Raw genomic sequence first — 22523 nt, 5'->3', positions numbered from 1 at the left:
ATTAGTAAATTCCGCAATATTTCGTTGACACGTTCTTTATAACGAACTACTATAAGAGTATAGTAGTTGGTTTTGCTGATTTATATCTTTAACTAACCCTTTTGTTCTTTATTAAGAAATTTCGTTGAAAAATCCTTATCATAAAAAAAAAAAAGGTGGTTTCATGACAAATAAACCTCAAAGAAATTATGAAAACCTACAACCTGCCAAAGAAATAAATTTAAAAGAACTGATAGGCATCATTAAACGACGTTTCTGGATTGTTTTTATTATCACAGCTTTATTTATTTTGGCAGGATATTTAAAAACGTTGACAACAACACCTCTTTATCAAGCATCTACAAGAATAATCATCGAGGCGAACCAAGATAAAATGAAAACACTTCAAGTTATCATAAAAGATACTACAGTTTTACAAAAAGTTGTAAACGAAATGGAATTACCAATGTCACCAGAAGAGTTAGCTGGATCTATTAACGTCAACAGTGTAGAGGACTCTGAAGTTGTAAGTATTAGTGCCATATCCTCCGATCCATATTTGGCTCCCGAGATTGCTAATACGACAGCTGAGGTATTCAAAAAAGAAGCACCTAATATAGTGAATTTTAAAAAAATAAAGAATTTGTCATCAGCAAAGGTAAACTTTTCCCGAATTAATGGTGATGCTAATGGAACAATTATCAAAAGTGGTATTATCGGTTTAGTTATAGGCATTGGTATAACATTTTTATTGAATTCCCTGGATTATACAGTGCGTACCGAACAAGAAATAGAAGATATTATAGGATACCCGGTTATAGGACGTGTTTCCAAAATGAATAAAAAGAATTCAAATGTTAATAAAAAGAATATACAAAAATTCAAAGAAACGCAGCAAGCTAAACAATCAAATAACGCAAGAGTAGAATTGAGAGGCGGATTACATGGCGATAATTCAACAAAAATCAGGTGATAAACTAAAAAAAAGAAATTTGGTAGCGTACTCAAGTCCAGATTCTCTAATCTCCGAACAATATAGAACGATTCGAACGAATATTAAATTTTCTTCTATTTCAATAAAAAGGAATATCATTATGGTTACTTCCCCAAATTCTGGAGAAGGTAAATCAGCCACTGCAGCAAATCTAGCAGTTTCTATGGCACAAAATAAAGAAAAGGTTTTACTAATAGATGCTAACTTAAGAAGTCCTTCCATCCACTCAATTTTTAAGACTTCAAATAAAGTAGGATTGACTAGCATTTTATCCGAGTCGTTACAACCATCACTGGAAGAGACTGTATATAAAACAGGGATGGGAAGTTTAGATGTATTAACAAGTGGCCCTATACCATTCAATCCAGGGGAGATTATTGGATTGAAAGTAATGCAGGATTTTTTAACTCAGTGTGAAAAGGTTTATGATGTAGTACTTATAGATTCTCCGGCAATCTTAGAGGTCACAGACACAAAAATTCTAGCAAATTATTGTAACGGAATTGTCCTCGTATTCAATTATGGAAAAACGGAATTAAAAAATGCCCTAGCGACGAAAAGAATCCTTGAGTTTGTTGAAGATAAGGTTGTTGGAGTAATCTTAAATGAAAATCCACAAAATCGATTTATCAATATGGTTAAGAAAATCCTTTAAACAAAATTAGAAATTTTTTCATCCTGTATGTTCTTTATTAAGAACTAACGAATGTTTTAACAATTAAATAAAATTTTGGTGATGTCTCCTTGCCAATATAAACGGAGGCACTCGATCATGCTGTGGGTTGCAAAACCTTAGACGCTAGTCGTCAAGAGTGTGGAGTGAGGTGGGGTTAAATGCCCTATATTTCTATTAAAGTACTAATGAATGCAGTTTTTAAGTAAGGACTGCATTCATTAGTACTTTATCGATAAAAAGGAAAAAGTGAGGTGAATTCATATGACGTATAAGCAAAGACTATCATTATTTATATTAATAGATTCATGTATTGTCATATCAGCTATTTTCTTAGGTCGTTTTTTAGTAAATGCTAGTATTTATGTTTTTACGATTCCAATAGTACTCAGTTCTATTACACTCTTACTCAGTCATCATTTATTTGCCATTTCTTTTAACTTATACAAAAAAGCTTGGGAGTATGCAAGCATAGGTGAATTAGTCATTATTTTCAAGACGGTTACGGCATCAATTTTTATAACAGGACTTGTGCAGGCACTTCTTTTTCAAGACGTTTTTAACCGTTTATTAGCGGTAACTTGGCTACTTCATATGTTGTTGATAGGTGGTTCTAGATTTTTCTGGAGAATGTATAGAGATCAGTATTTACTTAAAGATGAAAATAAAAAAAGAACGTTAATTGTAGGAGCAGGATCAGCTGGCACGATGGTTGCAAGGCAATTACTAAAAAATAATGAGGTGGATTTATTACCTGTAGCATTTATTGATGATAACTCTCGAAAACAAAAACTCGATATTTTAGGAATTCCAGTAGTTGGAGGAGTAAGCAAAATTGCAAGAAAAGTTGAAGCCTTACATATTGAACATATTATTATTGCCATTCCCTCGTTAAAAAAACAGGAAATGAATCGAATATTTCAAGAATGTGCAAAAACAAATGCTAAAACTCAAATCCTCCCTATGTTAGAAGATTTGCTGACAGGTAAAGTATCTGTTAATAAATTTAGAGATGTACAGGTACAGGATCTTCTTGGGAGAGAGCCAGTAGAGCTGGATATCGATGGAATTTCAGAATATGTAACTGAAAAGGTTATCTTAGTCACGGGGGCTGGCGGTTCTATTGGTTCAGAAATCTGTCGGCAAATTTCAAATTTTAACCCTTCAAAACTAATTTTACTTGGGCATGGAGAAAATAGCATTTATACAATAGAACTTGAATTAAAAGAGACATATCAACACTCTAAAATTGAGTTTATAACAGAAATTGCTGACCTTCAGGATCATAAAAAAATGCTATCAGTCATGGCTACATATCAACCAGATGTCGTTTATCATGCAGCTGCACATAAACATGTACCCCTAATGGAACGAAATCCGGAAGAAGCAGTCAAAAATAACTTAATAGGTACGATGAACGCCGCAAATGCCGCTAGTTGGAATGGAGTTAAAACATTTGTGATGATTTCTAGTGATAAAGCAGTTAATCCTACTAGTGTAATGGGGTCCACTAAAAGACTCGCGGAGATGACGATTCAGCAAATGAATAAGGACAGTGACACTAAATTTGTTGCAGTTCGTTTTGGGAATGTATTGGGCAGTCGTGGAAGTGTCATCCCCTTATTCACCAAGCAAATTGAAAAAGGTGGACCCATTACTGTTACACATCCTGATATGATTCGTTATTTCATGACAATCCCAGAGGCTTCTAGACTGGTCATCCAAGCGGGGGCCCTTGCTAAAGGAGGCGAAATTTTCGTGCTAGATATGGGGCATCCTGTAAAGATAGTCGACTTGGCTAAAAACTTGATCAAACTTTCAGGACATTCGGAAGAAGATATATCCATAGAATTTACTGGAATGCGACCGGGAGAGAAGCTATTTGAAGAATTGTTAAATAAAGAAGAAATTCACGAACAGCAAATCTATCCCAATATATACGTAGGCAAGACAGGCAAACTTTATTCTAAAGAAATTGAGGATATCATAAATAGTTATTCAGATATGGATAAAGAATCATTACGAAAAATACTTGTTGATTTGGCCAATGAGCGTCTCACCACACCTTCGCTGGTGCCACTCTCAAACTAAGGAGGAATCACCTTGAAAATTAGAAAAGCCATCATACCGGCTGCAGGATTAGGAACTAGATTTCTTCCGGCAACAAAGGCTATGCCGAAGGAAATGTTACCAATTGTTGATAAACCTACCATTCAATATATCGTAGAAGAGGCAATTGAATCAGGCATTGAAGATATTATTATTGTGACTGGGAAGGGGAAACGAGCAATAGAAGATCATTTCGATCATTCCTTTGAATTGGAACAAAACCTTTTCGAAAAGGGAAAGTTTGAATTATTAAAGGAAGTTCAGAAATCTTCTAAGTTAGTTGATATACATTATATTAGACAAAAAGAACCTAAAGGATTAGGACATGCTGTCTGGTGTGCGCGTAAGTTTATAGGTGACGAACCATTTGCCGTCTTGCTAGGTGATGATATTGTAGATGCGAAGAAACCGTGTCTACAACAGATGATTGAACAGTATGCAATGTCTGAAGCTTCAATTCTTGGAGTACAAAAAGTTCCTAATGAGGAAGTATCCAGATATGGAATTATTGAAGCCAATGAGATTAGAAACCGTTTATACAATGTTACAAGTCTAGTTGAAAAGCCAAAACAAGAAGATGCACCTTCCAACTTAGCTATTATGGGAAGATATATTTTAAATCCTGGAATTTTCAAAATTCTTGGAGACCAAAAACCTGGTGCTGGCGACGAGATTCAGTTAACAGATGCAATCAGCCGCTTGAATGAATATGAAAGTGTTTATGCGTATGATTTTGAAGGCATCAGGTATGATGTAGGTGAAAAGATGGGCTTTATTCAAACAACTATTGAAATGGCTCTACAACGTGGGGACTTAAGAGAAAATATATTAAATTACTTAACAACAGTATTGAATCGAGAATTAATTAAATGAAAAACTTGAAATGGATACGGAAAGGACGGTGACTCATGGAGAAGAAAGTCCTATTTTGTGCAACAAAGGATTATCATTTTGAAGCGTTTCACCTACCTTACTTTAAATGGTTTAAAGAGCAAGGATATGAAGTTCATACAGCTGCACATGGTGATTTAGTTCTTCCTTTTGTTGATAAAAAGCATATTATACCCATTCAAAGGTCTCCGATTAAAATTGAAAACCTTAAAGCCTACAAAGATCTAGAAAAGCTCATTGAAAGTAACAACTTTCAACTTGTTCATTGTCACACTCCTATGGGAGGAGTTCTTGCTAGGCTCGCTGGACGGAAAGCAAGAGAAAAAGGAACAAAGATGATATATACGGCACATGGATTCCATTTTTGTAAAGGTGCTCCTTTAATAAATTGGCTACTCTACTATCCTATTGAAAAATACTTAGCAAAACTAACAGATTGCTTGATTACGATCAATGAAGAAGATTTTCAGCTTGCAAGAAATAGGAAATTCAAAGCAAAGGAGATTAGGCATGTTCATGGTGTTGGAGTGGATACAGAATGTTTTCATCCAATTTCTCCTTTTAACAGATCTGTACTTAGATTAGAGAAAGGCTATAGTGATGATGATTTTCTTTTGTTCTACGCAGCTGAATTTAATAAAAACAAAAACCAACAATTATTATTGCGCTCTTTTTCCTTAATAAAGGATGAGATACCAAATGCTCGGTTACTACTGGCTGGAGAAGGACAATTGTTAGATGACTGTCGGAAACTGGCAGAGACTCTAGGTATAAGTGAAAATGTCGACTTTCTAGGTTTTCGGAATGATATTGATGTGTTACTGAAGATAAGTGATCTTGCTGTGGCATCTAGTTTGAGAGAAGGTTTACCAGTTAATATTATGGAAGCAATGGCGTGTGGGCTACCTGTTGTTGGAAATGTTAACAGGGGACATCTTGAACTTATCCGTAATAAAGAAAATGGTTTTGTAATCCCGTCTGGAAATATTGAATTATTCAGTCAAAAAATAATCGAAATGTTTCACTTAAGTGATCTTCGTAAAGAGATGGGCAGGAAAAGTGAGATGATTATCAAAGGATATGATCTTAACAGAGTTGGTACAGAATTGAGTGAAATTTACTCAAGGTATATGGTGGAGGATTCTAATGAGACCAAAGATAAGTATTATCGTGCCTATATATAATGTGGAAAAATATTTGAATAGGTGCATCGATAGTTTACTAAATCAAACCATAAAAGAAATAGAAATAATCGCCGTAAACGATGGCTCTACCGATTCAAGTTATCGTGTTATTAAGGAGTATGAAAAAAAAGATAAACGCATAAAGGTAATTAACAAATTGAATGGTGGAGTGTCTTCAGCTCGTAACTTAGGCATAAATAATGCCACAGGAGAGTTTATTGGTTTTGTAGATCCTGATGATTGGATAGATCATTGTATGTATGAAAATATGTATAATGAAGCAATTGAACATTATGCGAATATCGTTATGTGTTCCTATATTAGAGAGTTTGGGTCTCATTCTAAGGAAAAGATATTTAATATGCCCCAAAAAGTTCTCTATAGTGGGAATGATATAAAAGATAATATAATGAGGAGACTGATAGGTCCAATTAATGAAGAGATTTCTAATCCTGAATTACTCGATGCATGGGGAACTGTATGGTCTAAGTTATATCGAGCTGACCTATTGTTCAAGCATAAACTTAATTTTACGGATTTAAAAGAAATAGGAACAAATGAGGATTCACTATTTAATATTGAGGCATTTTATTATGCGGAATCATTTGTCTTTTTAAATGTTCCTTATTACCACTATTGGAGAAATAATGATTCATCTGAAACATCAAATTATAAACCAAATTTAATGAATCAATGGTTTACTCTATACAGCAAAATTAACATGTTTCTTGAAAATGGAAAAATGAATGATGACTATTTTTCTGCACTTAATAATCGTATCTGTCTTGGTACATTAGGACTTGGATTAAACACAGTCTGTAAAGGTAATAAAGACTCTTCTTTTAAAAAAATTGAAAAATTAAACTTAATTCTTAATGATAGTAGAATTCAGCGTTCATTCAAACAATTTGAGTTAACTCATTTATCAATTGTTTGGAAGGCGTTTTACTTTTGTGCAAAAACACAATCCTCAATTTGCTTTTATCTTATATTGTTAATAATTGAAAAGCTACGAAAGATTGTAAAGTAGGAGTGAATTTTTTGGAACCGAAACGTATTCTCCAAGTTGTAACAATAATGAATAGAGGTGGCCTTGAAACCATGCTGATGAATTACTACAGAAAAATGGACCGTAGTAAAATACAGTTTGATTTTATGGTACATCGTACAGAAAAAGGGCATTATGATGAAGAAATATTGAAGCTTGGAGGGCAAATCTTTCACATGCCCCAGATAAAACCTGGAAATTACCTCAAATACTTCAAGTCGCTTGATCAATTTTTTTTAAACCATCCTGAATTTCATATAGTTCATTCACACATAAATGAGAATAGCAGTTTTGTATTAAGGTCTGCAAAGAAATTTGGAATACCTATAAGAATTGCTCACAGCCATTTAAGTGATTTAGGGATGGATTTTAAATTCCCGTTTCGTATGTATGCTCGTTTATTAATGAAAGATTGCCCGAATCACTACTTTGCATGCTCAGAAAAAGCAGGAAAATGGTTATTCGGTAAGAATAAGAATGATGTAATTATTTTGAATAATGCAGTGAATGCTGATGAATTTTCGTTTAATCAAATTACAAGAAATAATGTAAGAAGCCAATTAGGTATAAAAGATGAATTGGTCTTAGGCCACGTCGGTCGATTTAATAAACAAAAAAATCACAATTTTCTTATAGATATTTTTAAATCTGTGAATGATAAACTTCCTGAATCGATTCTTTTGCTTATAGGAGTTGGACATTTAAGAAGCGAAATTGAAAAGAAAGTAATGAATCTGGGGTTATCATCAAAAGTGAAATTTCTTGGAGTTCGGGACGATATTCCCGATTTGATGCAAGCAATGGATTTATTTCTATTTCCTTCATTATTCGAAGGACTACCGGTTGTCCTGGTTGAGGGTCAAGCTGCAGGATTAAGATGTGTAGTATCAGATTCAATTACAAAAGAAACTGATGTCACTGGAAGAGTTCATTTTGTGAGTCTTAGAAGTCATCAGTCTGAATGGGCGAATATAATCTTATCTCTCAATTATGAACATGCAAATACGTTAAATGACTTAAGAGAGCATGGATATGACGCTAAGTACATGGCTGAATGGCTTTCAGATTACTACTCTATGGATTATCAAGCAAAATAATTTCGGAGGTGATATTTTTTGTCCCCAATCCTTACAATTTTTACTCCAACGTATAATAGAGCCTATACACTTCATCTATGTTACGAAAGTTTAAAAAAACAGACTTGTAAAGACTTCATTTGGTTAATCATTGACGATGGATCCATAGATAATACTAAGAAATTAGTAGCCGATTGGAAAGAAGAAAATATAGTTCCTATCCAGTATTACTTTCAGGAAAATCAAGGTATGCATGGAGCACATAACACAGCCTATGAATTAATAAAAACGGAACTGAATGTTTGTATAGACTCGGATGATTACTTGTCGGATAATGCTGTTGAAAAAATCATTAAATTTTGGAAAGAAAATGGGAATTCGAACTATGCAGGAATAGTAGGTTTGGATGCAAATCAAAGAGGCGAAATTATTGGTACCTTCCTTCCTTCTACGATTAAAGCCTCCACGCTTACAGAACTATATGAAAAACATCAGATAAAAGGGGATAAAAAATTAGTTTTCAGAACTGAATTAACAAAGATAACTCCTCCTTATCCATTATTTCCAGGTGAAAAATACTGTCCTCTAAGTTACAAATATATTTTAATCGATCAAATACAGCCATTATTAATTATGAATGAAGTTCTTTGTCATGTTGAATACCTTCCAGACGGTTCTTCACTAAATATGTTTAACCAGTATCGCAAAAATCCAATGGGATTTTCGTTTTTTCGAAAAGAACTTATGAAATTACCTTTTGGAGGAAGAATCTATAAATTTAAACAAGCAACACATTATGTATCCAGCAATCTTCTTATGAAGAATTGGAAACTATTTATGGAAACACCTAAGAAGATTCTTACTTTTTTTGCCTTTCCTTTAGGCTTCCTATTATATGTCCTCATAATTAGTAAAACTAGGTCAGTCTAATTGAAGAATCAGGAAATATTGAAAGGAATTATTATATGACCATACTTTGGATTAATCTCGCCATAGTATTAATTTTTTCATATTTTGGTAGGTACTTTTCTACGTATTCACTTATAACTACAACTGGCGTACAAATTTATAAACCAAATAAGGTCTTGGTTCTCGGTGCTATTGTATGTTTAGTTTTCATCTCAGGACTTAGAACAAATATTGGAGATACTTTTACTTATAAGAATTCTTATATAAAAAATGATTTTAATTGGGAGTATATTTCATCACAAAAGGATATCGGCTTTGGAATTTTACAGATGCTATTAAAAAAGGTTTCTGATGATCCACAGATCATGATATTTACTACAGCTTTAATAACTAATGTCCTAATTATTATAGTTTTATATAAATATTCACGACTTTTTGAACTAAGTACATTTGTATATATTACAGGTGGACTACATTTAGTATCGATGAATGGAATACGTCAAGTACTAGCAGCAGCCATATTCTTTACTGCCACAAAGTACTTATTAAATGGAGATTTCCCGAGATATGCAATGATTGTTCTATTTGCGTCGACTTTTCACCAAAGCGCACTCATCCTTCTTCCAATTTATTTTTTTGTTAGATCTAAGGCATGGACTAAAACAACATTTGCATGGTTATTTTTATCTGTCCTTATCGTTCTTAGTTTTGGACAATTTTCCTCTATATTATTTTCGGCTTTAGAAGATACTCAATACAGTGACTATTCTGAATTTAATGAAGGGGGAGCTAATTTAATAAGAGTAGCTGTAAGTGCTGCACCATTATTGATTGCCTACTTGGGAAAAGAAAGACTTAGAGAAATATTTCCCAAAAGTGACTATATAGTAAATATGGCTTTGTTAGGCTTAGTCTTTATGATCATTTCAACACAACAATGGATATTTGCAAGGGTTTCTATTTACTTTAATTTATATCAACTGATTCTAATTTCTTGGATCATTGAGCTTTTCAGTGAAAAAGACCGAAAACTTCTATATTATTTAATACTTCTGTTGTTTTTTATTTTTTATTATTATGAAAATGTTATTAGTTTGAATATTTTGTACGAAAGTGATGTATTAAGTAGATTATTTTAAACCAATTCATAATGGAGGTGTATGCTTTGACCATTCTTGTCACCGGCGGAGCTGGATTCATAGGAAGCCATACATGTGTTGAGCTCTTGAATGAGGGCTATGATATTATTGTGGTTGATAATTTTTCTAATAGTAAACCCGAATCCTTAAAGCGTGTTTGTGAAATAACAGGGAAAATAATTAAGATCTATCAGGTCGACCTTTTAAATCGAGATCTTTTCGAAAAGGTGTTTATAGAAAATAAAATAGATGCTGTTATCCACTTCGCTGGACTTAAAGCAGTAGGAGAATCAGTCGATCTTCCTCTCAAATATTTTAAAAACAATATTACGTCTACCATTATTCTTTGTGAACTCATGCAAAAGTACAAAGTGAAAAAACTTGTATTTAGTTCTTCTGCTACTGTTTATGGGATGCCGGAAAGAGTGCCAATTTCGGAAGAATTTCCTTTACAAGCATTAAATCCATATGGGAGAACCAAGTTAATGATTGAAGAAATACTTCAGGATTTATATATATCAGATACTGCATGGAGCATTTCAATTCTAAGGTACTTCAATCCGGTTGGTGCTCATGAAAGTGGAGAGATAGGTGAAGATCCTTGTGGAATTCCTAATAATCTGATGCCTTATATCACTAAAGTAGCCGTAGGAGAATTAAAAGAACTTCAGGTTTTTGGGGAAGATTATCCAACTATCGATGGTACAGGTGTCAGAGACTATATTCATGTAGTCGATCTTGCACACGGACATGTAGTAGCACTTGATAAAACTCTAAAAGCATCTGGAGTAAATATCTATAACCTTGGTACTGGAAAAGGTTACAGCGTCTTAGAAGTCTTATCAGCATTTGAATCAACAACAGGTGTTAACATTCCATTTAAAATTACACAACCTAGACCAGGAGATGCTGCAGTTTGCTATGCTGATCCTACAAAAGCAGAAAAAGAGTTGAAATGGACTGCAAAGAGAAACATCAGTGATATGTGTCGAGATTCTTGGAGATGGCAATCTCGAAATCCTAATGGGTACAAAAAGAACAAAGATACGGAAAATCCCCGCTTCGAACAAAGTGAGGATTTTTTAATGAAAAATAAATAGAAATATGGTGAAAAGAATGGAACAAGAAGAACTAAATAAGGAGAAGTTCAAAAATCTATTATTACATGCATACAAATTGGGTACGGAATCAGAAAACATGAAGGTTTCTAATTTATTAGAAGAAATCAAACAACAATTAGTTGTTTCGTATCGTAAATAAATCCGCTGGAAGTGAAAATATGAAGAGAATGTTTGATTTATTCATATCAATCATTTTATTACTATGCTTAAGCCCACTAATCTTAATTATTGGTGTCTTAATAAAGATTAGACTTGGATCACCTATTCTTTTTAAACAGATGAGACCAGGTCTAAACGGAACTCCATTTTATCTTTATAAGTTTCGTTCCATGAATAATCAAAAGGATGATCAAGGAAAACTTCTTCCGGATCACTTGAGATTAAATTCATTTGGTAACTCACTAAGAAAGTTTAGCCTAGATGAATTGCCTCAGCTAGTCAATGTTGTTAAAGGAGACCTAAGTTTAGTAGGGCCACGGCCGCTTTTAATGGAATACCTTCCGTTATATACAGAAGATCAAGCTGAACGTCATCATGTTCGCCCTGGTATTACTGGATGGGCACAGATAAATGGGCGAAATGCAATAACATGGGAAGAAAAATTCAAATTAGATGTTTGGTATGTAAATCATCGTTCATTCCTACTTGATATCAAAATTTTAATGTTTACGATATTCAAAGTTATTCAATCTGAAGGGATAAATTCTACTACACATGTAACCATGAGTCCTTTTAAGGGTTCAGCAAGTAATGAAAGAGAGGAGCAGAGATGAGAATTGTAATAATTGGAGAAGGCGGTCACAGTAAAGTTATAAAAGACATAATAGATTCAATTAAGGGCTATGAGATTATTGGATTTTTAGACGACAAATATGAACAAACACTCGTTAAAGAACATCTTTTTTTCGCACCGCTTTCAACGGTATCTAATTTACTAGATTATTTCACGGATATAAAGTTTATTATCGCAATAGGTGACAACCATGTTCGGAAAAGTATTGTTCATCAATTAAATATACCTGACTCTTTTTATATAACGTTACAGCATCCTTCTTCAATTATTAGCTCTAGTACACAAATAGGTGTAGGCACAGTAATCATGCCATTTTCAGTCATTAATGCAGACGCTAAAATCGGCCGCCATTCAATTATCAATACTGGTGCTGTAATAGAACATGATAACAACATTGGAGACTTTGTACATATATCACCTCAGGCTACATTAACTGGTTCTGTCAAGGTACAAGAAGGAGTTCATATTGGTGCCGGCTCTACTCTAATACCGAATGTGGAAATTGGAGAATGGTCCGTAATCGGAGCTGGATCTACAGCTATTAATAACATTCCACCTTATAGTTTAGCTGTCGGTACTCCAGCCATATTGAAAAATAAAATAGGATTAGGAGGTGTGTAAAGTGTTAAATGCTACTATTAAAAAGCGGATTTTCCTTTCATCACCACATATGAGCGGAAATGAAAATAAGTATATTAAAGAAGCTTTTGAAACAAATTGGATTGCACCTACAGGACCTAATATTGATGCTTTTGAAAAAGAAGTAGCAGCATATGTAGGGGTGAAAGAAGCCGTTGCAGTTAGTTCTGGAACTGCAGCAATCCATTTGGCTCTTTCTTTATTAAATGTGGAGAAAGGAGATACCGTTTTTTGTTCTAGTCTTACATTCGTTGCAACTGCAAATCCAATACTTTATCAGAATGCAGAACCTATTTTCATTGATTCAGAGCCAGAAACTTGGAATATGTCACCGCTTGCCTTAGAAAAAGCATTTAAAGAAGCTGCTTATTCAGGGAATCTTCCTAAGGCTGTAATCATAGTAAATCTATATGGTCAACCCGCTAAAATGGATGAATTGCTAACAATCTGTAATCAGTATGAAGTTCCAATAATTGAAGATGCAGCAGAGTCACTTGGTGCCACTTATAAAGGAAAAGCCAGTGGTACATTTGGAGACTTAGGTATTTATTCATTTAACGGAAATAAAATCATTACAACTTCTGGCGGGGGCATGATTGTTTCTAATAATACTTCAGCAATGGAACGAGCTCGGTTTTTAGCCACTCAAGCAAGAGATACAGCACCCCATTATCAGCATAGTGAACTAGGTTACAATTATCGGATGAGTAACATTCTTGCTGGGATTGGAAGAAGTCAATTAGAGGTGTTAACGGATAGAGTTAAAGCCAGAAGAGAAATTTACGATCTATATTATCAAAAACTGGCTTATCTACCTGGAATTACATTTATGCCTGAATTAGAAAATACCCTATCTAATCGGTGGCTGACAGCTTTAACACTGAATGAACAAGCAATAAAAATTCCTATATCAAAACTACTTGTTTTTCTTGATGGAGAAAATATTGAAGCTAGACATGTCTGGAAACCACTTCACTTGCAGCCTCTTTTTCAGAAATACAATTATTATTCTCATACTAGAGAAACAAGCGTGTCTGAACAACTATTCAATACCGGAATCTGTTTACCCTCAGGTTCCAATATGACTCGTGACGATCAACTGAGAGTCATTCATTCAATAAAAAAACTATTAACATAAAGAATGGTTACACTCCATTACTCCAATTGGTAAATGAAAAAAACAGTGAAGAGGTAAACATATGATTGGAAAAAACATTGCAGAGTTAAGAAAGCAAAGAGGGTATACCTTATCGGAACTTGCTCAACAGGCAGAAATTTCGAAGTCTTATCTTAGTAATATAGAACGTAACCTTAATAAAAATCCCTCATTGCAAGTTATGGAGAAAATTGCGAACGTATTAAATGTTGATTTCGTAACACTACTAAAACAAGAGACTACCAAGGTTAATCCATGCTACTTAGAAAAAGAATGGATAGATTTTGTAGAAGAACTTAAAAAAAATGGTCTTAAAAAAGACCAAATAAAAGAGTACAAACCATTAATTGAGTTCATTAAATGGCAAAATAAGAGGGATTAATTTATGAATCTAAATAATAAAATTCCGAAAGTTATACACTACTGTTGGTTCGGAGGAAAAGAAAAGCCTGAAACTGTGAAGAAATGCTTGGAAAGTTGGAAGAAACACCTATCAGAATATGAAATTATTGAATGGAATGAAGAAAATTTCAATCTTAATATAAATTCTTATGTACAAGAGGCATATGAAGCAAAAAAGTTTGCTTTTGTCAGTGATTATGTTCGTGTTTATACCTTATATCATATGGGTGGTATTTACTTAGATACTGACGTAGAAATCTTTAAACCTTTTGATGATCTACTTCACCATGATTCGTTTTGGGGGTTTGAACAGGAGAATTACATTGCGACAAGTACGATTGGTGCAGCTAAAGAGAATGAGTTAATAAAAATGTTTCTTGATTCATACGAGAAGAAAAGTTTCATAAAAGAAGATGGTAGCTTAGATCAGTTAACAAATGTAGCGATTGTAACTAAATTAATAGAAAATCTAGGTTTAATCAAAAATGGAGAGTACCAAGAACTTCAGGATATGGGTGTATTTTATCCCCGAACCTACTTTTCACCATATGATTATATTAATTGCAGGACATTAATAACAGGTGAAACGTATGCCATGCATCATTTTTATAAAAGTTGGCTGCCAGCAAAAGTAAGATTTAAAAGTCTAATAAAAAAATTACTAGCCAAATTAATAGGTGGAAAAAATATTGCTAGAATTAGAAAATTGGTTACCTAGGAGAGAAAAATGAAAAAAATATTGATTTCTTCTTTCGATATGGAAGTCGGTGGAGTTGAAAGAAGTTTAGTAAGTATGCTAAATAATTTTGATTATGAAAACTATAGTGTCGATTTAATGCTATACAAGCATCAAGGGGATTTCATGAATTTAATTGTAAAGGATGTAAATTTATTAACGGAAAATCCTTTTTATTCTACTTTCAGAAAATCAATAAGCAATACAATAAAAGATAAACAATACACAATTGGGATGACAAGATTACTTTCAAAAGCACATGCAGAGTTCATTGGTAATATTAAAAAATCATCAGAGCCTGGGTATTTCCAAATGCAATTAATGTGGAAATATGCCTTACCTTTTTTACCTAAATTAGATAAAGAATATGATACAGCTATTAGCTTCTTATGGCCCCATTACTTTATTGCCAAAAAAGTAAAAGCCAAAAATAAGATAGCGTGGATCCATACGGACTATTCAAATGTAGAGACAAATATCAAAATGGATTTGAAAATGTGGAAAATGTTTGACCATATAATTGCAGTATCAGATGCCTGTAAACAATCATTCTTAGTAAAGTATCCCACCTTAAAAGAAAGAGTTAAAGTTATAGAAAATATTACTTCGCCAGATTTTATTAAGAAAATGGCAGAAGAGAACGTAGAAAATCCATTATTAAATGATAGAAGATTTAAGATCATAACAGTAGCTAGGTTATCTCATGCAAAAGGAATAGACCTTGCGATTAAAGCTATGAAAATCCTCAAAGGTAGAGGGATAAATAAGATAGCCTGGTATGTAGTTGGATATGGTGGAGATGAACAATTAATCCAAGAATTAATTATTAAAAACGGACTTGAAAATTGTTTTGTATTATTAGGTAAAAAAACAAATCCTTACCCCTTTATTAAGGCTGCTGATTTATATATACAACCATCTAGGTATGAAGGAAAGGCCGTTACTGTTACAGAAGCAAAAATACTTGGAAAACCCATTTTAATTACAAATTATTCTACTGCTCATAGTCAAATTAATTCTGGTCTTGATGGGGAAATAACCGATTTATCAATTGATGGGTTAGTTGAAGGTATAAGAAGCTTGTATACGAATGAAAAATTAAGAATAAAATTAATTAATAATTGTAAGAAAGAAGACTACAAAAACAGTGAGGAACTTTACAAATTATATAGTTTATTCTAAAAAATTGGACGTGTTGAAATGAAGAAAGTTCTTTTCTTTTTAGAAAGTCTAGCAGGTGGAGGAGCAGAAAAAGTTTTAATAGAATTAGTTAATAACTTAGATAAAGAAAAATTCGATATTACTGTTCTAACTGTTGTTGATACAGGCGTATATAGGGAAGATGTAATCAAAAAATGTAAATATTTAAGTATTTTAAAAAACCACAATGAGTATAATCGATTTTTTGGCAAGCTTTTATATAAAATAAAATATAAGTTAATTTACAAAATTCCTACTTCATGGGTCTATAAACTTTATGTTAAAAAAAAGTATGATATAGAAATTGGATTTGTTGAGGGTTTTTCTACAAAATTCATAGCTCATTCATACAATACTAAGAGTAAAAAAATTGCTTGGGTTCATGTAGATCCAATAAATAGAGATTACGCGGATAATTATTATAGGAATAATAAAACTCAAGTTGAGTGTTATAAAAAGTACAATAGCATTGTTTGTGTTTCAAATAGTGTAAAACAAGCATTTGAACAAAAAATGTACGAACATGAGAATATTATTGTTCAATATAACCCTGTTGATAGAGAGATGATAATTAATAGGAGTAAAGAAATAATTGAACAGAAAAAGCCGGAAAAAATATTAATTGGTACTGTTGGTCGACTTACAAATCAAAAAGGTTACGACAGGTTACTTAAAGTATGTAAAAAATTGATGGATGATGGATTGGAATTTGAACTATGGATAATAGGAGATGGACTTGAAAAGAATAATATAAAACAATATATAACTGAAAATAATATGGGGGAAAATATTAAGATGATGGGCTTTCAAAAAAACCCTTATAATTTAATGAATATGTGTGATCTTTTCGTTTGTTCCTCTAGAGCTGAAGGTTTTAGCTTAGCAATTGCTGAATCACTTATATTGGGTATTCCTATTATTAGTACAAATTGTGCGGGACCTAATGAGTTATTGGGACATGGAAAGTATGGCCTTATTGTTGAAAATAACGAAAATTCATTATATGAAGGGCTTAAGATATTGTTAACAGATGAAAAAATGCGTAATGATTTTAAAAATAAATCTATGGAAAGACAAAAAATATTTGAAGTTGAACCAGTAATAAAGGAAATTGAACAAATACTAATGTAGGTGATAATATGAATCCTTTTGTAAGTATTATAGTTCCTATCTATAATAATGAAAATCATATCATAAAGTGTATTGACTCATTATTGATACAAGACTATCCAAATTATGAAATCTTAATAATAAATGATGGATCTGTAGATAAAAGTGGAGAAATTTGTAACAGATATCAATCCTTAAATAAAAAAGTGAAGGTTTTCCATATAGCTAATCAAGGAGTATCAAATGCAAGAAATTATGGTATTGAGAAAAGTATAGGTGAATATATACAATTTGTAGATGCAGACGACTTCATCAATGAGAAATATATTTCTAGTATGGTTTGTGCATTAAAAGGAGAGAAGCTTGACATAGTTATAAGTGGTATTAAACAAGTTAAGATGAATAATCAAATAATAGAGGTTATAAAAGAAATTAAAACAAAAGATTCAGGGTTGTATACAAAAAAGAATCTATTTTTTATAATGGCTGAGTTAATAAATTCTTCATATATTAATTATTGTTATTCAAAATTAATTAAAAAAAAGTTACTAATTGAAAATAATATTAGATTTGATAAAAATGTTAGCCTGGGTGAAGATACGCTTTTTGTAATAGATGTACTCAAACATAGTGAAAATATTTTTATATTATCTAACGCGGAATATAACTATTTAATCCATTCTAATGAAACCCTTACATATAAACCAAGGGATGATAAATTTGTTTTATTATGTAATGTATCTAATGAACTTTTGAAATTTTGTTTAGAAGAGAAGTGTTATTCCGAAGAGGTAAAAGAAGTATTAGATAAAAGGTTTTTAGAAATAATTAAATTCTGTTTAGATGAAAATTTAAGTTTAAATAATAACCAAAGATTTATTAAGAAAATAAAAAATATATCGAAAATTCTAAAAGATGAAAATACTTGTAATTTCATTTCTGAAAAAAACCCCATTATTAATAAATATCCAGTTTCTTTAATTAAAGCCATTGAATCAAAAAAATCTATTAGATATATAATTATTTATTATTCTTTAATACTAAAAAGAAAGCTTGGAGGTATTATATGAAAAAGATACTTTTTATAAGTAAAAGTGATACGATTGGTGGGTTAGAAAAGGTTTTATTAGATATAGTATGTTCACTAGACATATCCAAATACGAAATTACCGTTATGACGGGTAGTTATAATGAGGAAATACACCGCAACCTTCCACAAAATATATATTATAAAAATTTATTTAAAAAAAAGTTTAGAGGTTTAGATAGTATATTAGTCTATTTCCCTCCTTTTTTACTGCATAATTTTTTTATTAAACAATATTATGATATAGAAATCTCATTTCAAGAAGGATATCCTACGAAAATAATATCTGGAGCACATAGAAAAACAAAAAAAGTTTGCTGGCTTCATAATGATCCAGATTACTATGATTTCAACCTCCCATTTTTTCGAAGTAAAAAACAATTAAAAAAAAATTTAAATAAGTTTGATAATGTTATTGCCGTTTCAAACTTTATTGTTGAGGGCTATAAAAAATATATAGATTTAAACACTGTAATACAAGTAATATATAATCCTATAGATTTTAAGAAAATAAAAGAATTATCCAACGAACATATTTTTGATCTTACTGATTCAAATGGCAAATTTAGAATTTGTTATTTAGGTAGATTATCAGAAGAAAAACAAGTTGATATGTTGGTAGAAAGTGTGATTTCATTACATTATTATTATAGAAATATTGAATTAATAATTATTGGGGAAGGCCATAAACATGAAGATCTTTATAATAGAGTTCAGATGGCTAACGCTGAAGGTTATATAAAATTATTAGGATATAAAAACAATCCATACCCCTATTTGAGTAAATCTTCTTTATTAGTTTGTTGTTCCATAACAGAATCTTTTTGTTTATCAGTTGTAGAATCAATAGCTTTAAATATACCAGTATTATCAACAAAATGTGGAGGGCCAGAAGAAATTTTAGATAATAGTAAATATGGTTTGTTAGTAGAAAATAATTATGACTCTTTATCATTAGGAATAAAAAGTATGTTAGATAACAGAGAACTTTTTATGGACTACAAGAACTTTAATTTGGAAACTTTCAATAAATTTGAAAAAAGTTATATAATTTCGCAAATTGAAAATATGCTGGAGGAGAGTTCACTATGAAAAAGATTGTACTATTTAGCCATGGTGGGAGTGGAAATCGCGGGTGTGAAGCAATTGTAAGAAGTACCCAAAAAATGTTAGATAATATTAATGGTGATAGAATGTTTTATCTTTGCTCATTAAACAAAAAAGAAGATAACGATGTAGGAATTTCTGGTTTTAATGACATAATTCAATATTCTAATTATGTAAAAAGAAAATCGTTTAATCATATAGTAGCAGCAATTAATAATCGATTTACTCACAATAACGAAAAATACATTACATTAGCACAAAAGGATCTATATAAGAACTTTAATAAAGAAACTATAGCATTATCTATAGGGGGAGATAATTATTGTTATTCAAATTCCAAATGGTTATATCTAAGTCATTCAGCAGCAAAAAAAAGAAATGCTAAAACAGTTTTATGGGGTTGTTCATTAGAAGAGAATAACATGAATGAAGAACTGATAAAAGATTTAAATAGTTATGATCTTATTATTGCTAGAGAAAGTATTACATATAGCTTGTTAAAAAATCATGGACTTGAGAATAAATCAAAATTATATCCTGATCCCGCGTTCCAATTAGATATAGAGGAGACAAAATTACCTTTTGGATTTAGAGTAGGGAATACTGTTGGAATCAATTTAAGCCCCTATATCTTTAAGAGCAAGATTTCTAAAGATGAAGTTGTTGAACTATATTTATGCTTAATTAAGCATATTATTGAAACCAGTGATATGCAAATAGCATTAATACCCCATGTTTTTTGGAGTCATAATAATGACTTAGAAGTATTAAATGAAATATACTCCAAGGTAAAGGAAACTGATAGAGTAGTATTAATAAATGAAGAGTATAATTGTATGCAATTAAAATACATTATTTCCCAATGCAAGTTATTTATAGGAGCAAGGACCCACTCCACAATAGCTGCTTATTCATCATGTGTCCCTACTTTAGTATTAGGTTATTCAGTTAAATCAAGAGGGATAGCGAGAGATATATTTGGAAGTGAAGAAAAAATGGTGATACAGATTCAAGAGTTGGATAACCATATAGATTTAATCAATGCATATGAATTTATCAAAGAAAATGAATTAAAAATAAGAAGCCAGTTAACAAAGCTAATGCCAATATATAAGGATAAATGTGATCTAGCTGGAATGGAATTAATGAAATTTAATTAATTTTGGAACTCAAGGATACTTGATGATTAGCATGAGCCTTGAAATCGATAAACTTGCTTTTTTATAAAAAATCAGTGTATTACCTTTCATAAGACTTAAGGGAACATCCATTTAATTTAACACATAGGTATTACCTTTGATTCCGGGATTAGGAAGAATTAATAGTATCAAGGAACCAGATGATCAACAAAATTTAAGTTTGGTCCGAGTTTTTGAGAAGGATATAGCAAAAAAAGAGATACACAATTGTATGGAACTATCCTTAGGAAACTAATTACAACTTATATACTTTTTAACTTTTTGCTACCAAATATTAAATCAATTAATTAATTATTAAATTAGAATAAAAAAGGTGAAGTATGCATAATAAACAATATAAATTAGGCGCTATATTATCCTACATTTCCATTCTTATGGGAAATATAGTTGGCATTATATACACGCCAATCATGTTAAGATTACTTGGGCAAGCTGAGTATGGTTTATATTCACTTGTCGGGTCAATGATAGCTATGTTAAGTATAGTAGATTTAGGATTTGGTAATGCAAGTATAAGGTATATATCTAAATATAGGATATTAGGAGATAAGAAAAAAGAATATAGCGTGAATGGTATGTTTTTAATAATATATACAGTCATAGGTTGTTTAACTCTAATTATTGGTTTAATTTCATATTATTACATTGGTGGATTATTCGATGAAAGTTTAACAATCGAAGAAATCGAAAAATTCAAAATAATGTTTATGATATTAGTTTTAAATTTAGCAATTGGCTTTCCGTTTGCTGTATTTGGTTCCATCATTGTTGCATATGAAAAATTTATATTTCCAAAAATAATTGGAATCATTAGAACTCTAATAAACCCTATAGCACTTTTAACGGTATTGTATATGGGCTATGATTCATTAGCAATGGTTATTACAAATACGATAATTAACATAGTTTTTTTGTGGGTTAATGTCTACTATTGTTTTAAGAAATTAAAAATTAAAATACATTTTAAAAAATTTGATTTACAGTTATTAAAAGAAATGTTCATATATACTTTCTTTATCTTTTTAGCAATCGTAGTAGATAAAATTTATTGGACAACAGATCATTTTTTATTGGGGATTTACTCTGGGACTATAACCATTTCTATTTTTGCTATAGCTTCACAAATTAATATGTACTATATGCAGTTTTCAACGGCAATTTCAGGGATGTTTTTACCTAGAATAACAGGTATGGTCATAAAGAAATCAAAAGATAAAGAACTTACAGATTTGTTTATTAAAATAGGTAGAATTCAGCTAATAACACTTGGCTTAATTTTAACTGGATTTATTTCCTTTGGTAAAGAGTTTATATTATTGTGGGCAGGACCAGAATATCACCAGGCTTATATAATGGCTATTATCTTAATAACTCCGTTTACAATTCCGCTTATACAAAATACCGGAATTACTATATTGCAGGCTAAAAATTTACATGGCTTTCGATCCATTGTATTACTTTTTATTGCTTTCGGTAATATAATAATAAGTATACCTCTTGTAAAATTATATGGAGGTATTGGTGCTGCTCTAGGTACTGCCATTTCAATGATAATTGGGAATATACTTATTATGAATATTTATTATTATAAGAAAATTAAAATTGATATCTTGAAATTTTGGTTTGAAATTTCGAGAATGAGCTTACCTATATGGTTATGTTTATTAGTGGGTTTTTTAATGAATATATTAATAGACATTAATAGTATAACATTCTTAATTATTAAAATACTTTTATATAGCTTTATTTATTCTATTTTAATGTATGCTTTAGGTATGAATACATTTGAAAAGAATATTTTTTCTTCTCTTATCAGGACACCAATTGGTAAATATAAACAGAAACTCCCAAATAAAAAAGACGCTGGAATTTGAAAATTAAGCATTACCGGAGGTTATCTTTCTCTTTTATATAAACAAACATGTATATTAATATCTTGCTGGGAAAGGGGGAAAGTTTCCTAAAGCTCCA

Annotated in this window: 22 protein-coding genes; all 22 read left to right on the top strand. The window is 31.4% G+C overall.

Annotated features, from left to right (window positions below; translation table 11 throughout):
* Window positions 1-163 precede the first annotated feature (163 nt).
* The 22 genes from AC503W_RS10150 (at window position 164) to AC503W_RS10045 (ending at window position 22426) form a co-directional block, all read left to right on the top strand.
* Entirely contained in the window at window positions 164-952 is a 789-nt protein-coding gene (locus AC503W_RS10150; protein WP_494917211.1) for a YveK family protein, read from the top strand.
* Window positions 924-1628 carry a CpsD/CapB family tyrosine-protein kinase gene (locus AC503W_RS10145; RefSeq protein WP_494917209.1) on the top strand — a complete coding sequence of 235 codons (705 nt, stop codon included), beginning with the start codon at window positions 924-926 and terminating at the stop codon, window positions 1626-1628. The genes AC503W_RS10150 and AC503W_RS10145 overlap by 29 nt, the downstream gene beginning before the upstream one ends.
* A gap of 282 nt (window positions 1629-1910) precedes the next feature.
* A complete protein-coding gene (locus tag AC503W_RS10140) occupies window positions 1911-3737 on the top strand; it encodes a polysaccharide biosynthesis protein (RefSeq protein WP_494917207.1) in 1827 nt (608 codons plus the stop codon).
* A 12-nt stretch (window positions 3738-3749) separates the two neighbouring features.
* Window positions 3750-4628: a UTP--glucose-1-phosphate uridylyltransferase GalU gene (gene galU / locus AC503W_RS10135; RefSeq protein WP_494917202.1), complete on the top strand. Its 879-nt coding sequence runs from the start codon at window positions 3750-3752 to the stop codon at window positions 4626-4628.
* A 35-nt stretch (window positions 4629-4663) separates the two neighbouring features.
* Window positions 4664-5830, top strand: a complete 1167-nt coding sequence (locus AC503W_RS10130) for a glycosyltransferase family 4 protein (protein ID WP_494917200.1) — start codon at window positions 4664-4666, stop codon at window positions 5828-5830.
* Window positions 5793-6860 carry a glycosyltransferase family 2 protein gene (locus AC503W_RS10125; RefSeq protein WP_494917198.1) on the top strand — a complete coding sequence of 356 codons (1068 nt, stop codon included), beginning with the start codon at window positions 5793-5795 and terminating at the stop codon, window positions 6858-6860. The genes AC503W_RS10130 and AC503W_RS10125 overlap by 38 nt, the downstream gene beginning before the upstream one ends.
* A gap of 11 nt (window positions 6861-6871) precedes the next feature.
* Window positions 6872-7975: a glycosyltransferase family 1 protein gene (locus tag AC503W_RS10120; protein WP_494917197.1), complete on the top strand. Its 1104-nt coding sequence runs from the start codon at window positions 6872-6874 to the stop codon at window positions 7973-7975.
* Between the two features lie 18 nt (window positions 7976-7993).
* A complete protein-coding gene (locus AC503W_RS10115; RefSeq protein WP_494917195.1) occupies window positions 7994-8884 on the top strand; it encodes a glycosyltransferase family 2 protein in 891 nt (296 codons plus the stop codon).
* 35 nt (window positions 8885-8919) lie between these two features.
* Complete coding sequence (locus AC503W_RS10110; RefSeq protein WP_494917193.1) at window positions 8920-10002, top strand: EpsG family protein; 1083 nt, start codon at window positions 8920-8922, stop codon at window positions 10000-10002.
* A gap of 26 nt (window positions 10003-10028) precedes the next feature.
* On the top strand, window positions 10029-11102 hold the full coding sequence (gene galE / locus AC503W_RS10105) for a UDP-glucose 4-epimerase GalE (protein ID WP_494917191.1): 1074 nt from the start codon (window positions 10029-10031) through the stop codon (window positions 11100-11102).
* Between the two features lie 16 nt (window positions 11103-11118).
* Window positions 11119-11262 carry a YwzD family small protein gene (locus AC503W_RS10100; protein ID WP_494917189.1) on the top strand — a complete coding sequence of 48 codons (144 nt, stop codon included), beginning with the start codon at window positions 11119-11121 and terminating at the stop codon, window positions 11260-11262.
* A gap of 19 nt (window positions 11263-11281) precedes the next feature.
* A complete protein-coding gene (locus AC503W_RS10095; RefSeq protein WP_494917188.1) occupies window positions 11282-11896 on the top strand; it encodes a sugar transferase in 615 nt (204 codons plus the stop codon).
* Window positions 11893-12537 carry an acetyltransferase gene (locus AC503W_RS10090; protein WP_494917186.1) on the top strand — a complete coding sequence of 215 codons (645 nt, stop codon included), beginning with the start codon at window positions 11893-11895 and terminating at the stop codon, window positions 12535-12537. The genes AC503W_RS10095 and AC503W_RS10090 overlap by 4 nt, the downstream gene beginning before the upstream one ends.
* 49 nt (window positions 12538-12586) lie before the next feature.
* Window positions 12587-13693, top strand: a complete 1107-nt coding sequence (locus AC503W_RS10085) for a DegT/DnrJ/EryC1/StrS family aminotransferase (protein WP_494917329.1) — start codon at window positions 12587-12589, stop codon at window positions 13691-13693.
* Between the two features lie 61 nt (window positions 13694-13754).
* Window positions 13755-14093 (top strand): helix-turn-helix domain-containing protein, encoded by a 339-nt coding sequence (locus tag AC503W_RS10080; protein WP_494917184.1) that lies wholly within the window; start codon window positions 13755-13757, stop codon window positions 14091-14093.
* Between the two features lie 3 nt (window positions 14094-14096).
* Window positions 14097-14831, top strand: coding sequence for a glycosyltransferase family 32 protein (locus tag AC503W_RS10075; protein ID WP_494917183.1), 735 nt, complete (start codon window positions 14097-14099; stop codon window positions 14829-14831).
* A gap of 9 nt (window positions 14832-14840) precedes the next feature.
* Complete coding sequence (locus AC503W_RS10070) at window positions 14841-16031, top strand: glycosyltransferase (RefSeq protein ID WP_494917181.1); 1191 nt, start codon at window positions 14841-14843, stop codon at window positions 16029-16031.
* A gap of 18 nt (window positions 16032-16049) precedes the next feature.
* Window positions 16050-17180 carry a glycosyltransferase gene (locus tag AC503W_RS10065; protein ID WP_494917179.1) on the top strand — a complete coding sequence of 377 codons (1131 nt, stop codon included), beginning with the start codon at window positions 16050-16052 and terminating at the stop codon, window positions 17178-17180.
* A gap of 8 nt (window positions 17181-17188) precedes the next feature.
* Complete coding sequence (locus AC503W_RS10060) at window positions 17189-18229, top strand: glycosyltransferase family 2 protein (protein ID WP_494917178.1); 1041 nt, start codon at window positions 17189-17191, stop codon at window positions 18227-18229.
* On the top strand, window positions 18226-19338 hold the full coding sequence (locus AC503W_RS10055) for a glycosyltransferase (protein WP_494917177.1): 1113 nt from the start codon (window positions 18226-18228) through the stop codon (window positions 19336-19338). The genes AC503W_RS10060 and AC503W_RS10055 overlap by 4 nt, the downstream gene beginning before the upstream one ends.
* Entirely contained in the window at window positions 19335-20513 is a 1179-nt protein-coding gene (locus AC503W_RS10050) for a polysaccharide pyruvyl transferase family protein (protein WP_494917176.1), read from the top strand. The genes AC503W_RS10055 and AC503W_RS10050 overlap by 4 nt, the downstream gene beginning before the upstream one ends.
* A gap of 359 nt (window positions 20514-20872) precedes the next feature.
* Window positions 20873-22426: an oligosaccharide flippase family protein gene (locus tag AC503W_RS10045; RefSeq protein WP_494917174.1), complete on the top strand. Its 1554-nt coding sequence runs from the start codon at window positions 20873-20875 to the stop codon at window positions 22424-22426.
* Window positions 22427-22523 lie beyond the last annotated feature (97 nt).

The organism is Peribacillus suis (assembly GCF_059384845.1).
The sequence above is the reverse complement of the archived record's forward strand: the minus strand, read 5'-3'. Positions and strand labels throughout refer to the sequence as shown.